This window comes from Amycolatopsis sp. VS8301801F10, from assembly GCF_046195355.1.
GTDB lineage: Bacteria > Actinomycetota > Actinomycetes > Mycobacteriales > Pseudonocardiaceae > Amycolatopsis.
On record NZ_CP176065.1, the window covers coordinates 1,356,347 to 1,379,727 of the forward strand.

The window sequence follows — 23,381 nt, forward strand, 5'->3', positions numbered from 1 at the left end:
GGGTTCCCGCAGAATTGTCTTGCGGGGGGAACCGCGGCGCGCGTGGCGCCGCGGCTTGCAGGCACAGGCGGGAGCGGACACAACAAGTGCCAGAGCTGGTCGTTCAACTCACCAGAGTGGGCTTTCTCGTGCTGCTCTGGCTCTTCGTGTTCGCCGCGCTCCGAGTCGTGCGCTCGGACCTCTACGCCGCGTCGGGCCTGCGGGTCCAGGTGCCGTCCTTCCGCCGCAACAAGGAGAAGAAGCCGCGGGGCAGCAAGGCCCCGCAGCAACTGCTCGTGACACACGGGGCTCTCGCGGGCACCCGCATCGCGCTCGACGGGCGGCCGATCCTCATCGGCCGGGCCGACGACTCGACGCTGGTGCTCGACGACGACTACGCATCGACCCGGCACGCCCGGATCGCGCTGCGCGGGGAGGACTGGTACGTGGAAGATCTGGGCTCGACGAACGGGACCTACCTCGACCGGGCTAAGGTCACTGCACCCCTCCGGGTCCCGCTCGGAGTCCCCATCCGGATCGGCAAGACGGTGATCGAGCTTCGCCCATGACTCTCGTCCTCCGCTACGCGGCCCGCAGCGACCGGGGCCTGGTGCGTTCCAACAACCAGGACTCCGTCTACGCCGGCCCGCGCCTTCTCGCGCTCGCCGACGGCATGGGCGGGCACGCCGCAGGTGAGGTGGCCAGCAAGGTCGTCATCGCCTCGCTCGCCCCGCTCGACGACGACGAGCCGGGCGACGACCTGCTCGCCCAGCTTCGCGAAGCCGTCCAGAACGGCAACGCGGCGATCGCCGAATTGGTGTCCCAGGACCCCGATCTCGACGGCATGGGCACCACGCTGACCGCCGTCCTGTTCGCCGGGAACAGGCTTGGTCTGGTCCACGTCGGCGACTCGCGCGCGTATCTGCTGCGCGGCGGCCAGTTCGCCCAGATCACCCGGGACGACAGTTTCGTCAACGAACTGCTCGAGCAGGGCCGCATCACGCCGGAAGAGGCGGCGGTGCACCCGCAGCGGTCGCTGCTGCTCAAGGCGCTCACCGGACACGAGGTCGAGCCGAGCCTGACCGTGCGCGAGGCGCGTCCCGGTGACCGGTACCTGATCTGCTCCGACGGATTGTCCGGAATGGTCAGCGACGAGACGCTCGCCGAGGCCGTGCAGATCCCGGATCCGCAGGACTGCGCCGACCGGATGATCGAGCTGGCGCTCAAGGGCGGCGGCACGGACAACGTGACCGTCATCATCGCCGACGTGGTCGACGTCGATTTCGGCGACGACGCCCCGATCGTCGGCGGAGCCGCCGGCGACGGCAGCGACGAGATGCATCAGGGCGATTCCCCCGCGGCCAGGGCGCGCGCGCTGACTCAGCCGCCGCCTCCGCCGAGGCAGGAACCGCAAGCCCCGCAAGAGGACCCGAAGGCGAAGCGGCGGAAACGGTTTCGCTGGCTCGTCGGAGCGGTCGTGGTGCTGATTGTGCTGGGCGCCGCCGCGATCGCGACTCGATACTTCGTGCTCAGCCAGTACTACGTCGGAGAAGGCCCCGATCAGGAGGTCGTGATCTACCGCGGCGTCCCGGGCAGCATTCTCGGCATCGACCTGCACTCGCTCGAGCAGGGCTCGTGCCCGCCGGGCCAGTTGTGCACCGACAAGCTCCGCGTCTCCGCGTTGCAGGAGGACGCGCGGATCGCCGTGCAGAACGGCGTGAAGCGCGAAAGCCTCGACGACGCGCGCAAGTACATCGACGATTTCCTGCGTCTCAAGAAGAAGCTGTCGGACTGCAAGCCGACCACCCTTCCGGGCGTCCCCTCCTCGGGCGCGCCCTCGTCCAGCGTGGCGCCGCCGGGCGGCACACCTTCGTCGGCGAACCAGCCTGCGGGGAGGGACTGCTCGACGGCGGGTACGCCGCCGACGGGGGGCGGTAACTGATGGGCCAGCCGCTGGCCGACCCGACGTCCGCCCAGTTCGCCACGAATCCGCCGCGAGACCTCCCCAAGCGCAGGGGCACGGAGCTCGCGTTGCTGGCGTTCGCCGCGGGCATCGTCACCCTGGCCCTGGTCATCGTCGAAGCCAACCAGGAGCAGGAGCTGACGCTCTCGATCCTGTGGGTGGGACTCGCGTACCTCGGCGTGCTCGCCACGACGCACCTCGCCGTGCGCCGGTGGGCTCCGTACGCCGACCCGGTGCTGCTGCCGTGCGTCGCGCTGCTGAACGGGATCGGGCTGGTGATGATTCACCGGCTCGATCTGGCGAAGGCCGAATCCGCGTTGCAGCGCGGCAAGGAGTACTCGCCGGAGATCACCAAGCAGCTGCTGTTCACCGCGGTTTCGCTGGTGCTGTTCGTGGTCGTGCTGGTGGTGATCAACGACCACCGCACGCTGACCCGCTACAGCTACATCTGCGGGCTCGTCGGGCTCGGCGCGCTCGCGCTGCCCGCGGTGCTGCCCGCCAGCCTGTCCGAGGCCGGCGGCGCGAAGGTGTGGCTGAAGCTGCCGTTCTTCTCGATCCAGCCGGGCGAGTTCGCGAAGCTGCTGCTGATGGTGTTCTTCGCGTCGTTCCTGGTGTCCAAACGCGACTTGTTCATGGTGGCGGGCAAGAAGTTCCTCGGCGTGGAGCTGCCGCGCGCCCGTGATCTCGGCCCGATCCTGATCGCCGCCGCCGTCGCGATCGGCGTGCTCGTGTTCGAGAAGGACCTCGGCACGTCGCTGCTGTATTTCAGCATCATCCTGGTGATGCTCTACGTCGCGACCGAGCGCGCGATCTGGGTCGTCGTCGGGCTGACCTTCTTCGTCGGCGGCTGCCTCATCGCCTACAACCTGTTCGGCCACGTCCAGCAGCGGGTGGAGAACTGGCTCAACCCCACCGGCCCGCGCTACGACGTGCTGGGCGGCAGCTACCAGCTCGCGCAGGGCCTGTTCGGGCTCGGCACCGGCGGCGTCGGCGGCACCGGGCTCGGCGCCGGCCGCCCGGACATCCCGCCCGCCGCGAGCACCGACTTCATCACCGCCGCGATCGGCGAGGAACTCGGCTTCATCGGGCTGGCCGCGGTGCTGATGCTGTACGTGCTGCTCGCGATGCGCGGCATGCGCAGCGCGCTGGCGGTGCGCGACACGTTCGGCAAACTGCTCGGCGGCGGGCTCGCCTTCACCATCGTGATCCAGATTTTCGTGGTCGTCGGCGGCGTCACCGCGCTCATCCCGGAAACCGGCGTCACCGCGCCCTTCCTGTCCTACGGCGGCTCTTCGCTGCTGGCGAACTACATCCTGGTCGCCCTGATGCTGCGCATTTCGGACGCGGCGCGCAGGCCGGCCACCCGGCCGAAGCCGCAGCAGCCGCAGGCTCCGATCGCCGAGGCGCACACCGTGATGGTGCGGCGTCCGCCAGCCGAAGGCGACCCGAACGGGAGGACCGCGTGAACGCCCCCCTGCGCAAGGTCGGCATGGCGATGCTCGCGATGATCGTGCTGCTGCTGGCCAACGACACCTACGTCCAGGTCATCAAGGCCGACACGTACCGCACCGATCCGCGCAACCAGCGCGTGCTCTACGACGAGTACTCCCGGCAGCGCGGCCAGATCGTCACGCCGGACGGCACCGTGCTCGCCGGCGTGAAGCCCTCGACCGACAAGTTCAAGTTCTTCCGCACCTACGCCGACGGTCCGATGTACGCCCCGGTCACCGGGTACTACTCGATCAACTACGGCGCGGGCGGGCTGGAGCGCGCCGAGGACGACGTGCTGAACGGGTCGGACCCGCGGCTGTTCGTCCGCCGGTTGTCGGACATGGTCACCGGCCGCGACCCGCGCGGCGGCAACGTGAAGCTCACCATCGACCCGAAGGTGCAGAAGGCCGCCTACGACCTGATGACCAAGCGCGGCTACACCGGCGCGGTGGTCGCGATGGAGCCGAAGACCGGCCGCATCCTGGCGATGGTCTCGACCCCGTCGTACGACCCGAACCAGCTGGCGACGCACGGCACCGACCAGAACAAGGCGTGGGAGGCCTACTCCAAGGACAAGAACAACCCGATGCTGAACCGGGCGATCTCGGAGAACTACCCGCCGGGGTCGACGTTCAAGATCGTCACCGCCGCCGCGGCGCTGGAGAGCGGGATCGGCCCGGACACCCAGGTCAGCACCGCGCCGAACGTGCAGCTGCCGGGCACGAACACGACGCTGGAGAACTACGGCGGCGAGACCTGCCCGGGCAACACGTTCAAGGACGCGCTGGCGCACTCGTGCAACGTCCCGTTCGCGACCTTCGCCGGCCAGCTCGGCGCGGACAAGTTGAAGGCGGCCGCGGCCAACTTCGGCATCGGGCAGAACGACCTGACCGTCCCGATGCGGGTCGTCGGCTCGACCGTCGGCCCGCTCGACTCGCCCGGCGCGCTCTACCAGAGCGGCATCGGCCAGCGCGACGTCCGGCTCACCCCGCTGCAGGACTGCTTGCTTTCGGCGACCGTCGCGAACAACGGTTACGCGATGAAGCCGCAGCTGATCCAGTCGATCCTGGCCCCGGACCTGTCGACGGTCGAGAACGTCGACCCGGAGCAGCTCACCGGCAAGCCCGCGCTGTCGCCGGAGAACAACAAGATCCTCACCGACATGATGATCGCGTCGGAGTCCTTCACCAAGGGCGGCGGCAAGAACGACGCGCTGAAGATCGCCTCGAAGACCGGTACCGCCGAGCACGGCGCCGATTCGAAGAACACCGCGCCGCACGCGTGGTACACCGCGTTCGCGCCGTCGGACAACCCGCAGATCGCCGTGTCGGTCATCGTCGAGAACGGCGGCAACCGCGGTTTGGCCGCGACCGGCGGCACGGTGGCCGCCGAGATCGGCCGTGCCGCCATCGCCGCCCGGCTCGGGGGTGGATAGCCGATGCTGTCCTCGGGTCAGCTGCTGGCCGAGCGCTACAAGCTGACGAACCGGATCGCCGTCGGCGGGATGGGCGAGGTCTGGCAGGCGAGCGACACCCGGCTCGACCGGGTCGTCGCGGTCAAGGTGCTGAAAGCCGAACTGTCCGGCGACGCCGAATTCCTGCACCGGTTCCGCACCGAGGCACGGATGACCGCCTCGCTCAACCACGCCGGGATCGCCGCGGTGCACGACTACGGCGAGACGGTCAACGAGGACCTGTCCATCGCGTACCTGGTGATGGAGTACGTGGAGGGCGATCCGCTCGCGGGCATCCTCGCCAAGCACGGGCGGCTCACCGCGGACTACACGCTCGACCTGCTCGAGCAGGCGGGCACCGCGCTGCAGGCCGCGCACGAGCAGGGCCTGGTGCACCGCGACGTGAAACCGGGCAACATCCTGGTCACCCCCGCGGGCAAGGTGAAGATCACCGACTTCGGCGTGGCCAAGGCCGCCGACGCCGCCCCGGTCACCCGGTCCGGCATGGTGATGGGAACCGCGCACTACATCGCGCCGGAGCAGGCGCTCGGCCAGGACGCGGAACCGGCCAGCGACGTCTATTCGCTCGCCGTGTGCGGGTACGAATGCCTCGCCGGGCACCGGCCGTTCCTGTCCGAGAACGCGGTGACGGTCGCGATGATGCACATCCGCGACGTCCCGCCGCCGCTGCCGCCGGACGTCCCGCCGGGCGCGCGGGCGGTGATCGAGGCGACGCTCGTGAAGGACCCCCGGCAGCGGTACGCGAGCGGCGGCGAGTTCGCCGGCGCGATCGCCGCGGTCCGCGCCGGCCGCCCGCTGCCCACCCCGCTCGGCGTGGTCAACGCCGCCTACGCGGCGGGGCAGGCGCCGCCGGTGCCGCCGGTCCCGCAGGCGGCTCCCGGCGCGCCGGTCGGGCCCAGTTCCAACCCGGCGTTCCGGCCGCTCTCGGCTCCGCCAGGACCGCCGGGTCCGCCGGGTCCACCGGGTCCGCCGGTCCCGCCGCCGAAACGGAACCAGTGGGGCTGGTGGGTGCTGCTCGCGGTGGTCATCGTCGTGGTCCTGGTGGCCGTGGCGTTCTTGATCGCGAGAGTGGTGTCGGCCGGCAACGGCGGACCGCCGCGAAGCGTGGACAACGGGAGCGAACCGACCTCCGCCACGCCCGCCGGCACGAGCGAGGCCCAGGGCCTGCAAGGCATGATGACCACACCTTGGACGGAATGGAACGGCACGAAGCGATGACGACACCCAGACTGCTCTCCAATCGGTACGAGCTGGGCGACACGCTCGGGTACGGCGGTATGTCCGAGGTCCACCACGGGCACGACGTGCGGCTGGGCCGGGAAGTCGCGATCAAGGTCCTGCGCGCGGACCTCGCCCGCGATCCGCAGTTCCAGGAGCGGTTCCGGCGCGAGGCGCAGAACGCCGCCGCGCTGAACCATCCCGCGATCGTCGCCGTGTACGACACCGGCGAGGCGAACACCGACGTGGGGCCGCTGCCCTACATCGTGATGGAGTACGTCGAAGGCCGGACGCTGCGCGACATCGTCAAGACCGAGGGCCCGCTGTCGCAGAAGCGCGCGATGGAGGTCATGGCCGACGTCTGCGCCGCGCTCGACTTCTCGCACCGGCACGGCATCGTGCACCGCGACGTGAAGCCGGCGAACGTGATGATCACGAAGAACGGCGCCGTCAAGGTGATGGACTTCGGCATCGCGCGCGCCATGCACGACGGCCAGTCGGCGATGACGCAGACCGCGGCCGTCATCGGCACCGCCCAGTACCTCTCGCCGGAGCAGGCGCGCGGCGAATCGGTGGACGCCCGCTCGGACGTCTACGCGGCAGGCTGCGTGCTGTACGAACTGATCACCGGCGAGCCGCCGTTCACCGGCGATTCCCCGGTCGCGGTGGCGTATCAGCACGTGCGGGAGGACCCGAACCCGCCGTCGTCGGTGAACCCGGCGGTGTCGCCGGAGCTGGACGCGGTGGTGCTGAAGGCGCTGGCCAAGGGCCCGGCGAACCGGTACCAGTCGGCCGCGGAAATGCGCTCGGACCTGGTCCGCACGCTGTCCGGGCAGCGTCCGTCGGCCCCGATGGTGATGTCGGACGACGAGCGCACCCAGGTGATGAACGCCGACCGGCGCCAGCCGCAGGCCTACGACGACTACGCCGACGAGCCGGAAGAGGATCCGCGCGCCAAGCGCCGCCGCCGGATCATCTTCGGGGTGATCGCCGCGCTGCTCGTGGCGGGCGTGGTGCTGCTGATCTTCTGGCTGAGCGGATCGTTCCGCGACAAGAACGAGACCGCGCAGATCCCGCCGGTGGTCAACCAGCAGGTGGTGCAGGCGAAAGCGGCACTGCAGCAGGCGGGCTTCTCGTCGTTCGCGCCGAACAAGAACGTGGTGTGCGGGACGGAGGCGAGCAACCCCGGCGGCCTGACGTGCTCCGAGGACCAGATCGGCAAGGTCATCGCGATCGACCCGCAGGTCGGCGCGACGGTGTCGACCACCTCCACGATCACCCTCACCGTCGGCGTGCAGCCGGGCAACACCACGGTGCCGGACCTGCGCGGCAAGTCGGCGGAGGAGGCGAAGTCGGCGCTCGAGCAGGCGAAGCTGAAGCTCGGCAACACGACCTCGCAGCCGGTCGACAACCCGAGCGACGTCGGCAAGGTCGTGTCGCAGAACCCGACCGCGAACTCCTCGAGCCCCGAGGGCACGCCGGTGGACATCGTCGTCGGATCGGGCGTCAACCAGAAGGAAGTCCCGAACACGGTCGGCAAGGACTACGCGACGGCGAAGCAGATCCTGGAGAACGCGGGTTTCCAGGTCAAGCGCACCGACCAGGCCTCGGACCAGCCGAAGGACCAGGTCATCAACCAGCAGCCGAACGGCGGCAACCTGCCCCCGAACAGCACGGTGCGGCTGACCGTGTCGTCCGGCCCGCAGCAGATCCAGATGCCGGATCTGACCGGGATGACCGAGGACCAGGCGACGCAGAAGCTGCAGAGCATGGGCTGGTCGGGCAGCATCCAGACGCAGACGACACACAGCGGCAGCGGCCAGCCCAACACCGTGGTGAAGCAGAACCCGCAGGCAGGCAGCCAGATCAGCCCGACCCAGTCGATCACGCTGACGATCAAGCAGGACGACGGCAGCGGCGGCTCGCCGACGTCCAGCTCCGGCGGCGGGATCTTCCCGCCGGGCGGCATCCACAACAACGGCTGACCCGCACGTAAGGAGGGCCCGCACGGTACGCACCGTGCGGGCCCTTTTTTCGCGCCGGCCGATCAGTCCTGGTCGAGGAAGCTCCGCACGCTGGCGAGCACCTCGTCGACGTCGTGCCCGCCTCCGCAGTCGACGTCCAGCTCCTCGACGGCCCCGGAACGTTTCACGGTGAGCGACACCCGCCGTCCGTCGCGCTGGCCGCGCAACCAGCCGAAGAGCGACCGGCAGAAGGTGCCCGCCGACCGGCTGCTCACCATCACGACCACGCCGCTTCCCGGCCCGGCGAGCCGCACGCGCCCGGCTAGTTCATCCTCGGCGCCAAGCCAGGAAACCAGGTGCTGCAACTCGTCCGCGGAGCCGTCCACGGTGATCGCGGCGATCCCTGCCGTCACGGATGCTCCCCTCGCGGGCCCAACAGACGGCGCGAGGGTAACCGACTCGCCACCGGGGCGGGAACCCCCAAATCGGCATTTGCTTACTGCAATTTGCAGCATAATCCGCCCGGAGCTGCCGGAGAAGCTGCTTGACCAGCGCGAAGAGGCACCTGAGCGCCCCGAGCGACAAGGCAGTCGGAATCGCGATATTCATCGGCCGGATCGTCGCCGCAGAAGCCGGGACCCCCAAAGGAAGAATATTCCTGCGGTGGGCCGAGACAGCTCCGGATCGGGCAGGGCGCTTATTCGGTCAGGACTTCTGGTCGAGGAATTTCTGCAGCGCGGCGAGCACTTGTGCGGAGTCGTCGCCCGAGCCGCATTCCAATTCGAGTTTGTGTCCGCGGTCAGCTTGAAACCTCCCCCTTGTTCAAGACCGGCGCGCCGAGACCGCGCCCACCACGGCCATGCTCGCCGCCAGCAACCCCACCGAAGTGCCGATCGCCAACGCGAGCGGGCCGCCGTATGGAGTGCCGCTCATCAACGCCTCCAGCAGCGGATGCACCACCGGAACCCATTTCCCCAGCAGCACCGCGCCGAGTACGAGAACCGCGGCGAGCACCGTCCAGCCGATGCGTGAGACCAGCAGCCGCGAGCACGGCAGGCCAATCGCGATACCGACCAGCGCGCAGGCCAAATGTGTTGCCAAACCGGCGCTGACGATCTGCCAATGCAACTGATTCCGATGCGCCGCGGACCACGCGACAGTCGCCAGCGTGCACACCAGGGTGCAGGCGAAAACCGTCAGTACCGCGCCGCCGATGGTTTTGCGGTTGCCGCCGGCGTGGTTGAGGGTGATCAAGCGCTGCACCGGATCTTCGATGTCCAGCAACGCGATCGTGAGCCAGCAGCCGAGTACGAGAACCCCCGCGCCGCTCACGCCGTACAGCGGAAGCACTGGCGAACTCGGGTCTGCGTAAAGGATCGAGCACAACGCGAGGTACGCGAGCCCGGCAGGCAAGTACCGCTGCGAATGTCCCAGCAGCGCCAAGTAATAACGGCTCACTGCGAGCACGGTGCCACCTCCCGCACGGACCAGCCGCCGGACAGTGCGCGCAGCAGCACGGCGTCGGCATGCTCGGCGTCGACAGTCAGGACCACGCCGCCTGCCTGATCGGTGACCGTGTGCACGCCTGGTTCAGCGGACCAGTTGTCGACGCTCGACGACACCGGCAGCAGCGTGATCCGCTTCCGTTCCGGATGCGTTTCCAGCGGCGAGATCCGGCCGGAGTCGAGCCGGTACACGTCGTCGGCGTGTTCGCGCACGACGTCCGGCCGATGGTCGGTGAACACGACGCTCGCGCCGCGGGCCCGGGTTTCCGCGACCAGTTCGCCGAGCACCGTGTGCGTGCCGACGTCGAGCCCGGACCAGGGTTCGTCGAGGATCAGCAGGTCCGGCTCGGCCAGAACGGCTTGCGCCAAGCCGACTTTCTGCGCGTTGCCTTTCGACAGCGTGCGCAGCTGCGCGTCCGGGCTGCCGACCAAAGCGAGCCGCTTCAGCAGCGGGTCGATTCCGGACAGGTCAGCCAGCCCGCGAATCCGCGCGAGATGCCGCAGGTACGCCCGCGCGCTCAGCCGCTGACCGCCGGGAAACCGGTCCGGCAGATAGCCGACCGCCGGGGTTCCGGCGAGGTCGCCGTACGACGGCCGCGACACCCCGGCGAGGATCCGCAGCAGCGTCGATTTGCCCGATCCGTTGGCGCCGAGAATGCCGGCCACCCGCCCGGCGGGCACCTCGAAATCGATGTGCGTCAGGACGGGTTCGCCGCCGCCGTACCGTTTTCCGACTCCGCTGAGCCGGATCAGCGGAGTCGGCGCGGTCACGCAGCCGCGGCCTTCTGCAGCGCGCGGGTGGCCCGCTCCAAGTCGTCGACGACGGTCGGGTCGACCGGGTGGCCCGCCGAGGCCATCCAGTTCGCGAGCATCCGGTGGCCGCATTCGGTGAGCACGGATTCGGGGTGGAACTGCACGCCCTCGAGCGGCAGTTCGCGGTGCCGCATGCCCATCACGATGCCGCTCTCGGTGGTCCCGGTGACCTCGAAAACGGCCGGGTCGATGGTGTCCGGGAGCACGGTGAGCGAGTGATAGCGAGTGGCGGTGAACTCCTCCGGCAGCCCGGCGAGGATGCCGGCTCCGGTGTGGCGCACCTGGCTGGTCTTGCCGTGCAGCAGCTCGGCCGCCCGGTCGACAGTGGCTCCGAAGTGCACGCCCAGCGCCTGGTGGCCGAGGCACACGCCCAGCATCGGCGTGCGCGTCTCGGCGCATTTCGCGATCACGTCAATGCTCTGACCTGCGCGTTCGGGCGTGCCGGGGCCCGGGGAGACGAGCACCGCGTCGAATTCCGGCACGCGGTCGAGATCGACGACGTCGTTGCGCCACACCGTGCAGTCGGCGCCGAGCTGCGCCAGGTACTGGACGAGGTTGTAGACGAAGCTGTCGTAGTTGTCGACGACGAGAACGCGCATACCGCCAGCTTAGCGGCTCCCACCTGCTGGACCGTACGCCAGATCACAGTGAAAGTTAGGATCACCTAACTTACCGTGGACCGGTGAGCCGAATCCTTCGTGTCGCCGTGGTGGGCGCCGGCCCCGCCGGCATCTACGCCGCCGACCTGCTGGACAAGTCCGACGCGAGCGTCGAGATCGACCTGTTCGAGCGCATGCCCGCGCCGTTCGGGCTGATCCGCTACGGCGTCGCGCCCGACCACCCGCGCATCAAGGGCATCGTCAACGCCCTGCACAAGGTGCTGGACCGGCCCAACATCCGGCTGCTCGGCAACGTCGACTACGGCACCGACCTGAAGCTGGACGACCTGCGCGAGTTCTACGACGCGGTCATCTTCGCGACCGGCGCGAGGTCCGACCGCGCGCTCGACCTGCCCGGCATCGACCTCGAAGGCAGCCACGGCGCGGCCGACTTCGTGTCCTGGTACGACGGCCACCCGGACGTGCCGCGCACCTGGCCGCTCAATGCGTCGTCGGTCGCGGTGCTGGGCGTCGGCAACGTCGCGCTGGACGTGGCGCGCGTGCTCGCCAAGACCGCCGACGAACTGCTGTCGACCGACATCCCGGCGAACGTCTACGAGGGCCTGAAGGCCAGCCCGGTCACCGACGTGCACGTGTTCGGCCGCCGCGGTCCGGCGCAGGCGAAGTTCTCGCCGCTCGAACTGCGCGAACTCGACCATTCGCCGAACGTCGAGGTGATCGTGCACCCCGAGGACATGGAGTTCGACGAGGCGAGCGTCGCCCAGCTGCGGTCGTCCAAGCAGACCGACATGGTCGTGAAGACGCTGCAGGAATGGGCGATTCGCGACGAAGGCTCCCGGCCGCGGCGGCTGCACCTGCACTTCTTCCACTCGCCGGTCGAGGTACTCGGCGAGGACGGCAAGGTCGTCGGCTTGCGCACCGAACGCACCGAATACCGCGACGGCGAGGTCGTCGGCACCGGCGAGTTCCACGACTGGGACGTGCAGGCGGTGTACCGCGCGGTCGGGTACCTGTCGTCGCACCTGCCGGAAATCCCGTTCGACCACACCGCGGGCGTGATCCCGAACCAGGGCGGCCGCGTGCTGGACCTGGACGAGAACCAGGTCCCCGGCGTGTACGTGACGGGCTGGATCAAGCGCGGCCCGGTCGGCCTGATCGGCCACACGAAGGGCGACGCGGCCGAAACGGTCGCGAACCTGCTCGCCGACGCGGACACGCTCGCCGCGCCGCGGCATGCGGAGCCGGACGCGATCCTGGATTTCCTCACCGCGCGCGGGATTTCGTTCACCACCTGGGAAGGGTGGGGCAAGCTCGACGCGCACGAGAAGTCGCTCGGCGAGGCCGAGGGCCGCGAGCGGGTGAAGGTAGTGGAGCGCGACGAGATGGTGCGCGTTTCGCGCGGTTGATTCACCTAGACGATCTTCCCGCGAGCGTGCCTGCTTTCGCTCAGTTCGGGTGCTCGCCGTGCGGCTGTTCCGGTGGGAGTGATCCACCAAAGTGGTGATGAAACTCGTTTTCTCTTGTGGCCGGGTCGGGCGGGCCGGTAGCTCTGAGGGGTACCGCTGACCATGGAGGTTGTCTTGTCCTTGGACGTATCGCCCGCGCTGCTGGAAAAGGCCGAACGCGGGGAGGTCTCCGACGCCGAGTTCGTGGCCTGCGTACGGGAATCGCTGCCGTACGCGTGGGAGGTCATCACCGGAGTGATCGCGGAGGCGGACACCGCCGCGGACGGATTCGCGGACAACGAAACCCCGCCGCCGGACGAGACCGCCCGCGGTCAGCTGCTGCGGGCGCTGGCCTCGGACGCGATCCGGGGCGGGCTGGAGCGGCATTTCGGGGTGAAGCTGGCCTTCCAGAACTGCCACCGGGTGGCGGTCTTCCGGGACACCGACGGGGATCGGTACCGGGCGTTCGTCTCGCCTCGGGGGCAGTTGCTGAACCAGAGCCCTGAACTGCGGGACTGCTGAGTTCGAACCTGCGAGCTAGAGAGTAGAAGGCTCGAGACCCCGCAGCGCGGGCAGCACCTCGGCGCCAATCCGCGCGATATTCGCCATCGTGCCCTCCGGCGTGCCGGACGCTTCCACGAACATGATCACGTGGGACACCCCGGTGCGCCGGAGGCTTGTCCGCAGGGTTTCGACACAATGCTCAACCGGACCGACCGGATGGATCGCGCACAGTTTTTCCGTGTACTCCCGAGGGTCCCGGGAAGGACCAGGCCGGTCGTCCACCGGAACATGGGCGGCTAAGCCGTCCGCCAGCCAACCCGGCAACGCACCGCGCACCACCTCGCCAGCATCGTCGCCGACCTGGCACAGCACTGTCGACACATGCTCCGCAGGCGCGCCGTAAGCAGCGACAGTCGCCGCCTTCTCGGCGTCATCCGCGTGCAGGCCCAGCAACAACGGCAACCTGCGTTCGGCGGCAAGCCGGACCGCGGAGGAAGCCGGGCCGCCGCAGGCCACTACCACGTTCAAAGATCGTTGCGGGACCGGGCGAAGCGGGACTTCCCGGAAAGCGAAATGAGAGCCCTCCGCCGAGACACGGCCAGTCGCGGCGGTCAGCAAAAGGTCCAGCGACTCCGCGAAACCCGTTTCGTAGCGCGGCAATCCGGTCCCGAACACCTCCAGGTCCTGCCACGGCCCGCCCCGGCCGACGCCTAACCGCAGGCGGCCGTCGGAGACTGCGTCGAGCATCGACCACTGCTCGGCCAGCGCCACCGGATGCGTCGTGGACAGCACGCTCACCGCGGTGCCCACGCCGATTCGCGACGTCCGGCCGAGCACGTGCGCGGCGAGCGTGATGGCCGACGGGCACACCCCGTACGGCATGAAGTGGTGCTCGGCCAGCCACACGTCGTCGAAACCGGCGGCCTCCGCCGCGCAGGCCGCTTGGACGGTGCGCCGCAGTACGGCGGCGTCGTCCTGGCCCGGGAAGCGGCCCGAGACCAGGAAGACCCCGAACCTCAGTTGTTCACCGACACGTTGTTGAACCACAGCAGCGGGTCCAGCCACGGGAACACCACGAACATCAGCAACGCCACGATTCCCAGCACCAGCACGAGCGCGATCGCGAACTTCACCGCGAACGGACCCGGCAGGTGCCGCCAGAGCCAGCCGTACATCAGGACGCCACTCCGATCTTCTTCAGCAACGTCGTGTAGTCCGGCACCTGCGTCTTCGGCACCTGCCGGGTCAGCACCGAGGTGATGATCAGCCGTTCCTTCGCCGAGAACTGCGGGTGACACGTGGTGAGCGTGAGCAGCGAAGCCTGCTGCGCCTTCGGCAATGCCCCGGCCGGCTTGTACGGCACCGGGTTCACCGCGTCGCCCTGGCTCGGCTGGACCACCTTGCGGCCGAACGTCTCGTCGTACGGTCCGCCGCCGGGGATGCTCGAATCGCGCAGCGTCGACACGCCCTTGCACTCCGGCTGCGCGCCCTTGCCGCTGCTCCAGCCCTTGATCTCGTCCTCGTACGGCAGCACCTGGTAGATGAAGAAATCGGTGTGCGTTTCGATCACGATCTGGTCGCAGGAGCTCAGGTTGTCCAGGTCGTTGAACGGCGCGCCCTTGCCGACGCGGTGCCCGGCGATGCCGAAGTTGCCCGGTTCGCCCGGCAGCGCGGTGCCCTTGTAGTGACCGGGGCCGACCGCCAGCGACTCCTCGCCGGTGCCTTCCTGGATGGTGAAGTTGAAGTCCGCGCCGAACGACGGGATGTGGATGCGCGCGAACGCCTTTCCGTCGATCAGCTCCGGGTGCAGCGTGCGGTCCTTCGCCCAGTCGCCGTCGAGCTGATCGCTCGCGGTGTGCTGTTTCTCCGCGGAGAACAGGTCGGTGACCCACACCTCGTACACCATGAACAGCAGCACGATCACGCCGAGCGTGATGAAGATTTCGCCCGCGGTGCGGATCGCGAGCCCGCCCTTGCCCAGCGGCGGCGGGGTCTTCTTGGCCTTCTTGTCGTCCTTGTCCTCGACCGCGACCGCGGAGAACACCTCGGTCGGCTGCTCGGCGAACTCCGGGCCGGTCATCCGCCGCCGGGACGGATCCGGCGCGGCGGCGCCCACCCGGCGCGGCATCTGCCTGCCCTCTTCCGGCTGCTGACGCGGCTCGCGCGGACGTCGGCCAGGATCCCCGGGCTGGGCGCGGAATTCCCCGGTACGCCGCGGGCGCTGCGGGCCGCCTTCGGCGCGGAACTCGGCGGTCCGGCGGGGTCCGGGCTCGCGCGGGCCGCCGAAATCACCGCCGCGGGGGTCCCCCTCGCGGGGCCTGCCTTCGCCTGGACGCCCCTGCGCCTGCCGGTTTTCGCCGCCGTCCCGGCGCGGTCCGCCCCGGTCGATCGGCGTGCGCTGTTCGGGTGATCTGCGGCCCGGGTCCCCGGCCACTCTTCGCCTCGGCGGGGTCTCCCCGGACTGCCTTCTCGGCGGCGGCGGCTGACGGCGGACCGGGCGGTCAGGTCCGGTGCCGGGGCGGCGGTCGTCCTCGCCCGGCCAATCCTGCGGCGTCACGCAAGCTCCTCCCGCGCCCGGCCGGAGCCCTCCTCGGCACTCCAGGTGGCGCTATTGTCACAGTCTGAGAAACCCCGACCGCTCCCGCCCGGTGCTGCGGAGCCGTCCTTTACGTTAACGTGTGCACGTGGCGCTGGTTGCGCACCCCGACAGCGGGACCTCGTCCAGGATGCCGCCACCAGGAATGCCCGAGAGCACGCGAGGAAACGATGCCGAAGTCGAAGGTCCGCAAGAAGACCGCGTACACCCCGCCTGTCGACCGCCGTACCCCGGTGAAGGTCCAGGCCGCGGGACCGTCGAACCTGTTCTACAAGATCGTCATGTTCGGCCTCATGCTCCTCGGGCTGGTGTGGCTGGTCGTGAACTACATCGCCGGCGACAAAGTTTCGTTCCTCAGCGAACTCGGAAACTGGAATTTCGCGATCGGATTCGCCGCGATGATCGCCGGCCTGCTGATGACGATGCGGTGGCGCTGACCATCCGCCGGATCAGCTTTGCTCCGGTCGGCCGATTGACACCGAATCACACCGGTGTGACTCATCCCCAGTGTGGATAACCCCTGTGGATAACCACCCGACCTCCTGGGCCCCGCGCCGAAACCTCGTGGTAGTGGCGTGGGGCCTGACCACGTTGCTGCTGGTCGGAACGGTCCTGGACGCGCTCTTCGGCGACGGCAAGGGCGCGGTGCTCACCGGCCTCGCGACCCTGGCCGTCGGCGCGTTCGCGATCCACTGGACGCTCGTGCGGCCGCGCCTGTCCGCCGACGAGCACGGCCTGCGGACTCGCACGCTCAGCGGCACGCACCGGCTCCCCTGGACCGGCACGACGATCCGGCTGCGCAGCACGCGCCGCCTCGGCCGCGACGGCGTGACGCTCGAACTGGAGCGCGACGACCAGCTGTTCATCTTCGGCCAGACCGACCTCGGCGAGGATCCCCGCGACGTGCTGGACGTGCTGACCGAGTTGCGGGCTCGCTCAGCCGGAACCGGATAGCTTGCAGGAGTACGAGTACTCCTCCTGGACCTGCCGGAGAGAACAATCCAGCGAGGGAAACTCGGTGGCCCGCCAGCTGATCAGCCCGACGAGCGCGACCACGACGACGGCCGTGCCGATCCCCTGCCACCGGGCCAGATTGCGCGCCGGGGCGTAGAGCATCGCGCCCGTCACCAGCGCACCGGTGACCAGGCCGCCCGCGTGTGCCCAGATCGAAATGCCGGGGATGGAGAAGGTGATGTAGGCGTTGATCACCAGGTTGATGAGCAGCGCGGTCGGGTTCAGCCGCAGTTTGAGCGTGATCACCGCATAGCTGCCGAGCAGTCCGAAGATCGCGCCGGACGCGCCCACCGTGGGAGCGCTGTCCCCGAAAAGCAGCACCGCGGTGGAGGCGCCGAGCATCGACACGAAGTAGAGCGCCAGGTAACGAATCTTGCCGAAGACCTGCTCCAGCGCGCGCCCCATCATCCACAGCGAGAACGCGTTCGCCGCGATGTGAATCGGGCCGTAGTGCAGGAAGCCGGAGGTGAAGATCCGCCACCATTCGCCGCCGCCGAGGGTGACCAGCGGCTGCAGCGCGCCCTGCATCCAAATGGGTGCCAAATCGTTTCTGAACAAGCTTTTCGCCTGGACGACGGTGATCAGGAAGAGCACCACGTTCACCGCGATCAGCGTCGCGGTGACGACGTACGAGTTCGAAAGCCGGGCCCCGGCGATCGTGCGGGAGCCCATTCCGGCGTCGCGGTACTGCCGGTGCTGCTGTTTCTGCTGTTGCGCACCGGTCTGGATGCAGTCCGTGCACTGGAACCCCACCGGGGCTTCGCGCAGGCAGTCCGGGCAGGCCGGACGCCCGCAGCGGGCACAGCTGAGACCGGTCGGGCGGTTCGGATGCCACCAGCAACCGGGAAGAGAGGGCGCGGACGGGTTCGGCGGTTGGCTCACGATGACTCCAACCTACCGAAACCCCATCCCCGCCTGCGGCTCGTCAGTCTTCGACGGTGATCTTCTCGATGACCACGTCGGACAGCGGGCGGTCCGCCGGTCCGGTCGCGGTCGTCGCGATGGCGTCGACGACGTTGCGCGACTCCTGGTCCGCCACCTCGCCGAAGATGGTGTGCCGGAAGTTCAGGTGCGCGGTCGGCGCGACGGTGATGAAGAACTGCGAGCCGTTGGTGCCCGGCCCGGCGTTCGCCATGGCCAGCAGGTACGGCTTGGAGAACTGCAGCTCCGGGTGGAACTCGTCGCCGAACTTGTAGCCGGGGCCGCCGCGGCCGGTGCCCGTGGGGTCCCCGCCCTGGATCATGAAGCCGTCGATGACGCGGTGGAAGATCGAGCCGTCGTAGAACGGGCCGGAGTTGCCGCCCTTCGCGTTCGGCTGGGTGTACTCCTTGGAGCCGGTGGCCAGCCCCACGAAGTTCGCCACGGTCTTCGGCGCGTGGTCGGGCAGCAGGTTCACGTGGATGTCACCCTGGTTGGTGTGCAGGGTGGCCTTGCGGGCGCTTTCAGTCACGCCGCCATCGTGCCACCCCTTCGCACAAATGGGGGGTTCAGGGGGCCGTCCCGGCCCGGCGCGCCGGACGCCCTCCCAGGAAGAAGGCACTTTTCCGAGGTTTCCCGGACGCCCGCAGCGGGAAGCCGCAGCGGTGCGGGCGGAAAAAGGGCAGGATAGATGTCAAGCAACAGATCTGTTTCACAACGATTGATGAGGTGAAGACCATGACCCGGGCCGTGGAATCGGTCGGCGAGTCGGTCAAGTCCGGCTCGGCGGACCTGCGGAAGCTGGTCGTCGAGGCGGGCAAGGCGGGCGCGAAGGCCGCCGAGGCCGGCGCGGAGGAGCTGGGCAAGCGGAGCCGCCGGGCCCAGCGCAAGCTGGCGAAGAAGACGGAGCTGACTCGCAAGGAGCTGAAGAAGAGCTCCGCCGCGGCGCGCAAGGAAGCGCTCGCCCGCATCGCCGAGATGAAGAAGCCGGGCCGCAAGGCCAAGAAGGCCGCGATCAAGGCCGCCGCGTCGGCAGGCGAGTCGAAGCGCCGCGGCAAGAAGGACTTCAAGGCGGCGAAGAAGGAGTTCCGCGCCGCTCTGGAGGAGGCGAAGAGCGCCGCCAAGGGCGTCCGCAAGCGTCGCCGCTGGCCGTGGCTCCTCGGTCTCGGCGCGGTCGCGGTCGGCACCGCCGTCGCGCTGAAGTCGCGGCAGCAGGAGCCGCCGGTCGCCCCGGCTCCGCCGAAGGCCACCCCGCCCGCTCCCCCGGCCCCGAAGCCCGCCCCGGAGGCCAAGGAAGCCAAGGACGCGAAGGACGCCACGCCGGGCGAGCCGAAGACGAACGGCAAGGCGCCGAGCCCCTCGGCCGCCGAGAAGAAGAACTGAACGCGCGAAAAGGGCCCCGGGAAGTGCGTCCCGGGGCCCTTTTTCGTATGTCGCTCAGCCGGTTCAGGCCGCGGCGGCGTGCTTGTCGATCAGCTGGCCGAGACGCGGCAGCGCCTCCTCGACGTTCTTCTTGCCGTTCGGGCGCAGCTTCGAGTACACCTTCTTGATGCTGTCGCGGCTGCTGCGCTCGGCGCGGGCGTCGGTGACCCCGAGCAGCGCGTCCGACGCCTCGTCCGAGCGGCTGCTCAGGTAGGCGCCGAAGTCGTTGCCGCCCTGGGCGCGGAAGTCGCCGTAGAACGGCTCGAGGGCGTTGGAGAAGTCGTCCAGCAGGCTGTCGATCGCCGACGGGATGATGCCCGGCTTGATCTTCTTGACGGCGGCGAAGCCGGTCTTCACGACCGCGCCGGAGACCCCGCCCTTGTCGGCGACCTCGGCGTCCACGAGCTCCGCGAAGTCGGCGACCACGGTGGGGCGACGGCTCGAGTCAAGCAGGATTTCCTTGAGGGTGTCAGCCACGAATCTGTCCTTGTCGTCGATAAGGGGTAACCAAAGTATTCGGTGCCGGACGGGCACCCGCCGCGCGAGTGTTGGGGGGACCGCGCGTGCTGCTTAGAGTAATACAAGATCAACTTCACTCACCCGTGCGGAGCCCGTTACTCAGAGCTTCAGGGCAGCGATAGCCTTTTTCGCCACTGTGCGTGCTTTGATGCTCTGCTTCTGGTTGCTCGTCACGATGACGGCGTTCCCGCCCTTGGCGACGGCGTAGACCACCCCGTCGCCGGACGGCTGGTAGCCGCCCTTCCACCCCGCCGGGTCCGACGCCGGGTTCGACGTGTCGACCGGCGCGGCCTTGTTGACCAGCGCGGTCGCGACGTCGCTGTTGCCCACATACACCCGCACGGTCAGCTGGACGCTGCCGTCCGGGCGGTAGAAAAAGCACGTCGGATGCGGTTCGTCGGCGGACACCTTCACCTTGGTGACGTGCTGTCCGTTCGCGTCCTGCACCGTCTCGTTCGACAGGTACGGACACTCCGCGGTGCGTTCGGGCCGCGGGTCGGGCGGCAGCCCCGCCGACGCCGACGCGGAACTCGCCGGCGCCGAAGACGGAGTCTCCTTCGCCGGGCTCGACGGATTGCAGCCGGCGAGCAGGACCAGGGCTGGGGCGAGAACGAGAAGTCGGCGCATGGCGGGCACAGTCAACCATGCCCGGTGAAGTCCGCGCGAAGGCGGCGCGTGCGACGATGACCCCGGATTCCGCTCAGCCCCGGGGAGGTCGCGGACGTGCTCACGCCCGAGCAGTACCTGCAGGTGGTCGCCGAACGCGTAGTGCGCAGCGGCGGCAGGCTCAATACCGTCCAGATCGGACCGGTGACGTCCGCGGTCGGCCTGTTCACCGAGTCGATCATGCTGTCCACGATGAACTACTGCGTGGTCGCCGGGGCCTACCCGAACATCGACGCGGCGACGCTGCAGCAGTTCACCGGCATGGCCACCCAGCACGCCCGCGCCAACGTGCAGGGCACGATCGGCTGGACCGCCGCGTCGGTGGTGATCTGCGGGCTGGTCGGGCACGTGCACCCGGACGCCGCGCAGCTGGCGAGCGCGAAGACCAGCAACCAGTTCGGCGGTGAAACCCGGATGGTCGCGGTGGATCCGCAGGCGGGCATGACCTACGCGTTCACCGGCGGGAAGCTCTGGGGCGCGGCGATGCACGGCGCGATCCGGGCGAAGCTGACGTTCTGTTTCCCGCAGCCGGGCGAGGCCTTCCAGCAGCTCCAGTGGCAGCAGCAACAACAGGCCGGCTACGGGCAGCAGCCCCCGCAGCCGGGTCCCGGCGGCTTCCCCGGGCAGATTCCGTCTGGGCCGATGCCGCAGACCGGGCCGCCGCCCGCCGCGGGTCCGGCCGGGCCGCAGCCTCCGCACTACCCGCCGCCGGGCCAGCCGCCGTACGGTCGGTGACATGGTTTCGTTGCGCGGCTGGCAGTCGTTTCCCGAACAGCTCCCGGAATTCGACCCGGACCACACCCCGGAGACGCCCGAGGAGCTGTTCCTGGCCTGGCTGAACGAGGCGGGCGAACACGTGCTGGCCCCGCACGCGGTCACTCTGTCCACAGTGGACGCCGACGGCGCGCCGGACGCGCGCGTAGTGATCCTGAAGAACGTCGACGCGGACGGCTGGGCGGTCGCGACCAGTTCGGAAAGCCCGAAGGGCCAGCAGCTGGCGGCGAACCCGCGCGCGGCGTTGACGTTCTTCTGGCCCGGCCGCGGACGGCAGGTGCGCGTGCGCGGTCTGGTGGTTCCGGCCGCGCCCGAGGTATCCGCCGCGGACTTCCTCGCTCGCCCGCCGGCGTCGCGGGCCGAGGCGTACGTCGGGCATCAGTCGGAGGTGCTGTCCGACCCGGCGAAGCTCGTCGAAGCCGCCGCGGCCGCCGCGGATTGGGTGGCGGAAAATTCGGACGTGGCACCGGAAACGTGGACGCGCTACCTGGTCCAGCCGGAATCGGTGGAGTTCTGGCAGGCCTCGCACGACCGGCGGCACCTCCGGGTCCGCTACCGCCGCGAACCCGCGGGCTGGGTTCGCGAACGCCTCTGGCCCTAGAGCCGGGAGTTGGCCCGCAGTTTGGAAATCGCGCTGACAGTGGCGTAACCGCGCCATTCCAGCGCGGCCGCCGGGGAGAAGCTGGCGAAGTCGACCGTCCAGCCGCCGTCGGGCTGCTGGCCGTGTTCCAGCCGGGTCAGGTCCGCTTCGACCGCCTCCGGGGTGAACAGCCGTCGCGCCGGGCCGGGGACCGGGCTGAAGTCGAGCGGACGCAGCACCTCGCCCTCGGAGCCGCCTTGCACCGGGACGATTCCGCTTTCCGGCAAGAACTTCCCCAGTTTCGTCAGGAGTTCGCCGGCTTCCGGATACCGGTCGTAGGAGGCATCGAGCAGGTGGATCGCGAAGCTCAGCTCGATGACGTGCGGCATCTCCTCGAGGTCGGCGATCGCCCGCAGGCACCTCTCGGTCGCCTGCGCGAGCCACGGATGCGCCGCGACCGCCGGATCGTGTTCGGCGACCCGCCACGCCGCCGAAGTGACGAACGCGGTGCTCTGCAAGGAGAACACCGCCGGGTCGGCCCCGGTCCAAAAGGGAGCGCACGCGGTCGGGTCGGCGACCGGGAACGCGAACGGCAGCCCGCCGTCGGGGAACGACACCGAGGCCAGCCAGTCGCACAACTGCACCGCGTGCGGCGTGGTCACCGGTGCGACGTCGGCGAACACCTCGAACGCGTGCAGCGCGCCGCCCGGCTGGCTTTCCGGCGCGCGCAGGTCCGGTTCCAGGCCCCAGCCGTAGCCGCCGTCCGGATTCCGGTAGGCCGCGACCGCCGCGAGCACCTCCTCCGCGCGCCCGTTTCCTTCCAGCAGCTCGAACCGCCGCTGGTCCAGCAACCGGCCGTGCCCGGCGAGGAACGGGGCGACGGCCTCCAGTTTCACAGTCACCCGGACACCGTCGCACGGGTGCGGCGCGGCGGTCTTGAACGAATCGGCCACCGGCCCGAACGAGCGGATTACTGGGGCTGAAGCGCGCGCCGTGGCACGATTCGGAAGTGACCAGCAAACCGGACGACGCGCAGCGCTTGGCTGACCTCGCCCGGTTGCGCCGCGTGCGCGACCGGATCGACCGCGAGTACGCGCGTCCCCTGGACGTCGAGGCGCTCGCGCGGAGCGTCAACGTCTCCGCCGGGCACCTGAGCCGGCAGTTCCGCGCCGCTTACGGAGAGTCGCCGTATTCGTATCTGATGACCCGTCGCATCGAGCGCGCGATGGCGTTGCTGCGCCGGGGCGACCTGAGCGTCACCGAGGTCTGTTTCGAGGTCGGGTTCTCGTCGCTGGGGACGTTCAGCACGCGGTTCACCGAGCTGGTCGGGAAGCCGCCGAGCGTGTACCGGCAGGAGGAGACCGGAGCGACCGAGGGGATGGCGCCGTGCGTAGCGAAACAGGTCACCCGACCGATCAGGAATCGAGAAGCACCCCGCTCGGCGCGAACCTAGTGTGATCGGCATGGACCTGACCATTCACGCGAGCTTCCTCCCGCACACCGATCCGGAAGCGACGCTGACCTTCTACCGCGACATCCTCGGCTTCGAGGTGCGCAACAACGTGAAGTACGGCGACCTGGCCTGGATCACCGTCGGCCCGCCCGGACAGCCGGACACCTCGCTCGTGTTGCAGCCGGTCGCCGCGTTCCCCGGCCTCACCGACGACGAGCGCCGGATGATCACCGAGATGATGGCCAAGGGCACCTACGCCGCGCTGAACCTGGCGACCAAGGACGTCGACGCGACCTTCAACCGGTTGCAGGCCAGCGACGCCGAGGTCGTGCAGGAGCCCACCGACCAGCCGTACGGCGTTCGCGACTGCTCGTTCCGCGACCCGGCCGGGAACCTGATCCGCATCCAGCAAGCGAGCTGAAGAAGTCCGAGCCGGACCTCTGGGGAAGACAAGGGAGAGACG

Annotated in this window: 27 protein-coding genes; 15 read left to right on the forward strand and 12 right to left on the reverse strand. The window is 69.3% G+C overall.

What is annotated here, in order from left to right:
- Positions 1 to 86: 86 nt before the first annotated feature.
- Genes F9C11_RS06575 through pknB form a run of 6 tightly spaced genes read left to right on the forward strand, consistent with a single transcriptional unit; the run spans position 87 to position 8,110 of the window.
- Entirely contained in the window at positions 87 to 548 is a 462-nt protein-coding gene (locus F9C11_RS06575; RefSeq protein ID WP_037718919.1) for an FHA domain-containing protein, read from the forward strand.
- Positions 545 to 1,921, forward strand: a complete 1,377-nt coding sequence (locus tag F9C11_RS06580) for a PP2C family protein-serine/threonine phosphatase (RefSeq protein ID WP_409184013.1) — start codon at positions 545 to 547, stop codon at positions 1,919 to 1,921. Before F9C11_RS06575 ends, F9C11_RS06580 begins: the two co-directional genes overlap by 4 nt.
- Positions 1,921 to 3,408: an FtsW/RodA/SpoVE family cell cycle protein gene (locus F9C11_RS06585; protein ID WP_409184014.1), complete on the forward strand. Its 1,488-nt coding sequence runs from the start codon at positions 1,921 to 1,923 to the stop codon at positions 3,406 to 3,408. Before F9C11_RS06580 ends, F9C11_RS06585 begins: the two co-directional genes overlap by 1 nt.
- Positions 3,405 to 4,868: a peptidoglycan D,D-transpeptidase FtsI family protein gene (locus F9C11_RS06590; protein WP_409184015.1), complete on the forward strand. Its 1,464-nt coding sequence runs from the start codon at positions 3,405 to 3,407 to the stop codon at positions 4,866 to 4,868. Before F9C11_RS06585 ends, F9C11_RS06590 begins: the two co-directional genes overlap by 4 nt.
- Before the next feature lie 3 nt (positions 4,869 to 4,871).
- A complete protein-coding gene (locus F9C11_RS06595) occupies positions 4,872 to 6,125 on the forward strand; it encodes a serine/threonine-protein kinase (RefSeq protein ID WP_409184016.1) in 1,254 nt (417 codons plus the stop codon).
- On the forward strand, positions 6,122 to 8,110 hold the full coding sequence (pknB, locus tag F9C11_RS06600; RefSeq protein WP_409184017.1) for a Stk1 family PASTA domain-containing Ser/Thr kinase: 1,989 nt from the start codon (positions 6,122 to 6,124) through the stop codon (positions 8,108 to 8,110). The genes F9C11_RS06595 and pknB overlap by 4 nt, the downstream gene beginning before the upstream one ends.
- Before the next feature lie 62 nt (positions 8,111 to 8,172).
- Here pknB and F9C11_RS06605 read toward each other — a convergent pair whose 3' ends face one another.
- The 4 genes from F9C11_RS06605 to F9C11_RS06620 form a co-directional block, all read right to left on the reverse strand.
- Entirely contained in the window at positions 8,173 to 8,502 is a 330-nt protein-coding gene (locus F9C11_RS06605) for an effector-associated constant component EACC1 (RefSeq protein WP_409184018.1), read from the reverse strand.
- Between the two features lie 409 nt (positions 8,503 to 8,911).
- Positions 8,912 to 9,556, reverse strand: a complete 645-nt coding sequence (locus F9C11_RS06610; protein ID WP_409184019.1) for a hypothetical protein — start codon at positions 9,554 to 9,556, stop codon at positions 8,912 to 8,914.
- Positions 9,544 to 10,347 carry an ABC transporter ATP-binding protein gene (locus tag F9C11_RS06615; protein WP_409186828.1) on the reverse strand — a complete coding sequence of 268 codons (804 nt, stop codon included), beginning with the start codon at positions 10,345 to 10,347 and terminating at the stop codon, positions 9,544 to 9,546. The genes F9C11_RS06610 and F9C11_RS06615 overlap by 13 nt, the downstream gene beginning before the upstream one ends.
- 14 nt (positions 10,348 to 10,361) lie before the next feature.
- The gene (locus tag F9C11_RS06620; RefSeq protein WP_409184020.1) at positions 10,362 to 11,006 is read right to left on the reverse strand and encodes an aminodeoxychorismate/anthranilate synthase component II; all 645 of its coding nucleotides are present in this window, start codon (positions 11,004 to 11,006) and stop codon (positions 10,362 to 10,364) included.
- Positions 11,007 to 11,116: 110 nt separating this feature from the next.
- Here F9C11_RS06620 and F9C11_RS06625 point away from each other — a divergent pair, with 110 nt between their 5' ends.
- On the forward strand, positions 11,117 to 12,433 hold the full coding sequence (locus F9C11_RS06625) for an FAD-dependent oxidoreductase (protein WP_409186829.1): 1,317 nt from the start codon (positions 11,117 to 11,119) through the stop codon (positions 12,431 to 12,433).
- Between the two features lie 174 nt (positions 12,434 to 12,607).
- Complete coding sequence (locus tag F9C11_RS06630; RefSeq protein WP_043831500.1) at positions 12,608 to 12,994, forward strand: SCO5389 family protein; 387 nt, start codon at positions 12,608 to 12,610, stop codon at positions 12,992 to 12,994.
- Between the two features lie 15 nt (positions 12,995 to 13,009).
- Here F9C11_RS06630 and F9C11_RS06635 read toward each other — a convergent pair whose 3' ends face one another.
- Genes F9C11_RS06635 through F9C11_RS06645 form a run of 3 tightly spaced genes read right to left on the reverse strand, consistent with a single transcriptional unit; the run spans position 13,010 to position 15,104 of the window.
- Positions 13,010 to 14,023 carry an LLM class flavin-dependent oxidoreductase gene (locus F9C11_RS06635; RefSeq protein WP_409184021.1) on the reverse strand — a complete coding sequence of 338 codons (1,014 nt, stop codon included), beginning with the start codon at positions 14,021 to 14,023 and terminating at the stop codon, positions 13,010 to 13,012.
- Complete coding sequence (locus F9C11_RS06640) at positions 13,993 to 14,151, reverse strand: hypothetical protein (RefSeq protein ID WP_093572273.1); 159 nt, start codon at positions 14,149 to 14,151, stop codon at positions 13,993 to 13,995. The genes F9C11_RS06635 and F9C11_RS06640 overlap by 31 nt, the downstream gene beginning before the upstream one ends.
- Positions 14,151 to 15,104 (reverse strand): class E sortase, encoded by a 954-nt coding sequence (locus F9C11_RS06645; protein WP_409184022.1) that lies wholly within the window; start codon positions 15,102 to 15,104, stop codon positions 14,151 to 14,153. The genes F9C11_RS06640 and F9C11_RS06645 overlap by 1 nt, the downstream gene beginning before the upstream one ends.
- A 638-nt stretch (positions 15,105 to 15,742) precedes the next feature.
- On the opposite strand from F9C11_RS06645, the gene crgA reads away from it, so the two are divergent.
- Together crgA and F9C11_RS06655 are read left to right on the forward strand one after the other, a co-directional pair.
- Entirely contained in the window at positions 15,743 to 16,009 is a 267-nt protein-coding gene (gene crgA, locus F9C11_RS06650) for a cell division protein CrgA (protein ID WP_037809181.1), read from the forward strand.
- A gap of 133 nt (positions 16,010 to 16,142) precedes the next feature.
- Positions 16,143 to 16,526, forward strand: coding sequence for a PH domain-containing protein (locus F9C11_RS06655; protein WP_409184023.1), 384 nt, complete (start codon positions 16,143 to 16,145; stop codon positions 16,524 to 16,526).
- Here F9C11_RS06655 and F9C11_RS06660 read toward each other — a convergent pair.
- Together F9C11_RS06660 and F9C11_RS06665 are read right to left on the reverse strand one after the other, a co-directional pair.
- Entirely contained in the window at positions 16,509 to 17,468 is a 960-nt protein-coding gene (locus F9C11_RS06660) for a rhomboid family intramembrane serine protease (RefSeq protein WP_409184024.1), read from the reverse strand. The two genes, F9C11_RS06655 and F9C11_RS06660, sit on opposite strands and share 18 nt — an antisense overlap.
- Positions 17,469 to 17,511: 43 nt before the next feature.
- Positions 17,512 to 18,036, reverse strand: a complete 525-nt coding sequence (locus F9C11_RS06665) for a peptidylprolyl isomerase (RefSeq protein ID WP_409184025.1) — start codon at positions 18,034 to 18,036, stop codon at positions 17,512 to 17,514.
- Between the two features lie 206 nt (positions 18,037 to 18,242).
- Between F9C11_RS06665 and F9C11_RS06670 the strand changes: the two genes are divergently transcribed.
- The gene (locus tag F9C11_RS06670) at positions 18,243 to 18,887 is read left to right on the forward strand and encodes a hypothetical protein (protein WP_409184026.1); all 645 of its coding nucleotides are present in this window, start codon (positions 18,243 to 18,245) and stop codon (positions 18,885 to 18,887) included.
- A 63-nt stretch (positions 18,888 to 18,950) separates the two neighbouring features.
- Here the strand turns inward: F9C11_RS06670 and F9C11_RS06675 are convergent, their stop codons facing one another.
- Together F9C11_RS06675 and F9C11_RS06680 are read right to left on the reverse strand one after the other, a co-directional pair.
- Positions 18,951 to 19,403: a DUF6918 family protein gene (locus F9C11_RS06675; RefSeq protein WP_009085521.1), complete on the reverse strand. Its 453-nt coding sequence runs from the start codon at positions 19,401 to 19,403 to the stop codon at positions 18,951 to 18,953.
- Between the two features lie 141 nt (positions 19,404 to 19,544).
- A complete protein-coding gene (locus F9C11_RS06680; protein WP_409184027.1) occupies positions 19,545 to 20,072 on the reverse strand; it encodes a DUF2020 domain-containing protein in 528 nt (175 codons plus the stop codon).
- A gap of 96 nt (positions 20,073 to 20,168) precedes the next feature.
- On the opposite strand from F9C11_RS06680, the gene F9C11_RS06685 reads away from it, so the two are divergent.
- Both F9C11_RS06685 and F9C11_RS06690 read left to right on the forward strand, forming a co-directional pair.
- A complete protein-coding gene (locus F9C11_RS06685; protein ID WP_409184028.1) occupies positions 20,169 to 20,846 on the forward strand; it encodes a hypothetical protein in 678 nt (225 codons plus the stop codon).
- A gap of 1 nt (position 20,847) precedes the next feature.
- Positions 20,848 to 21,486 (forward strand): pyridoxal 5'-phosphate synthase, encoded by a 639-nt coding sequence (locus F9C11_RS06690; protein ID WP_409184029.1) that lies wholly within the window; start codon positions 20,848 to 20,850, stop codon positions 21,484 to 21,486.
- On the opposite strand, the gene F9C11_RS06695 is transcribed toward F9C11_RS06690, so the two are convergent.
- Positions 21,483 to 22,367 carry a hypothetical protein gene (locus F9C11_RS06695; RefSeq protein WP_409184030.1) on the reverse strand — a complete coding sequence of 295 codons (885 nt, stop codon included), beginning with the start codon at positions 22,365 to 22,367 and terminating at the stop codon, positions 21,483 to 21,485. The genes F9C11_RS06690 and F9C11_RS06695 overlap by 4 nt on opposite strands.
- Before the next feature lie 107 nt (positions 22,368 to 22,474).
- Here F9C11_RS06695 and F9C11_RS06700 point away from each other — a divergent pair, with 107 nt between their 5' ends.
- Both F9C11_RS06700 and F9C11_RS06705 read left to right on the forward strand, forming a co-directional pair.
- Positions 22,475 to 22,918, forward strand: a complete 444-nt coding sequence (locus F9C11_RS06700; RefSeq protein ID WP_009085513.1) for a helix-turn-helix transcriptional regulator — start codon at positions 22,475 to 22,477, stop codon at positions 22,916 to 22,918.
- Positions 22,919 to 22,928: 10 nt separating this feature from the next.
- Positions 22,929 to 23,339, forward strand: coding sequence for a VOC family protein (locus F9C11_RS06705; protein ID WP_409184031.1), 411 nt, complete (start codon positions 22,929 to 22,931; stop codon positions 23,337 to 23,339).
- Positions 23,340 to 23,381 lie beyond the last annotated feature (42 nt).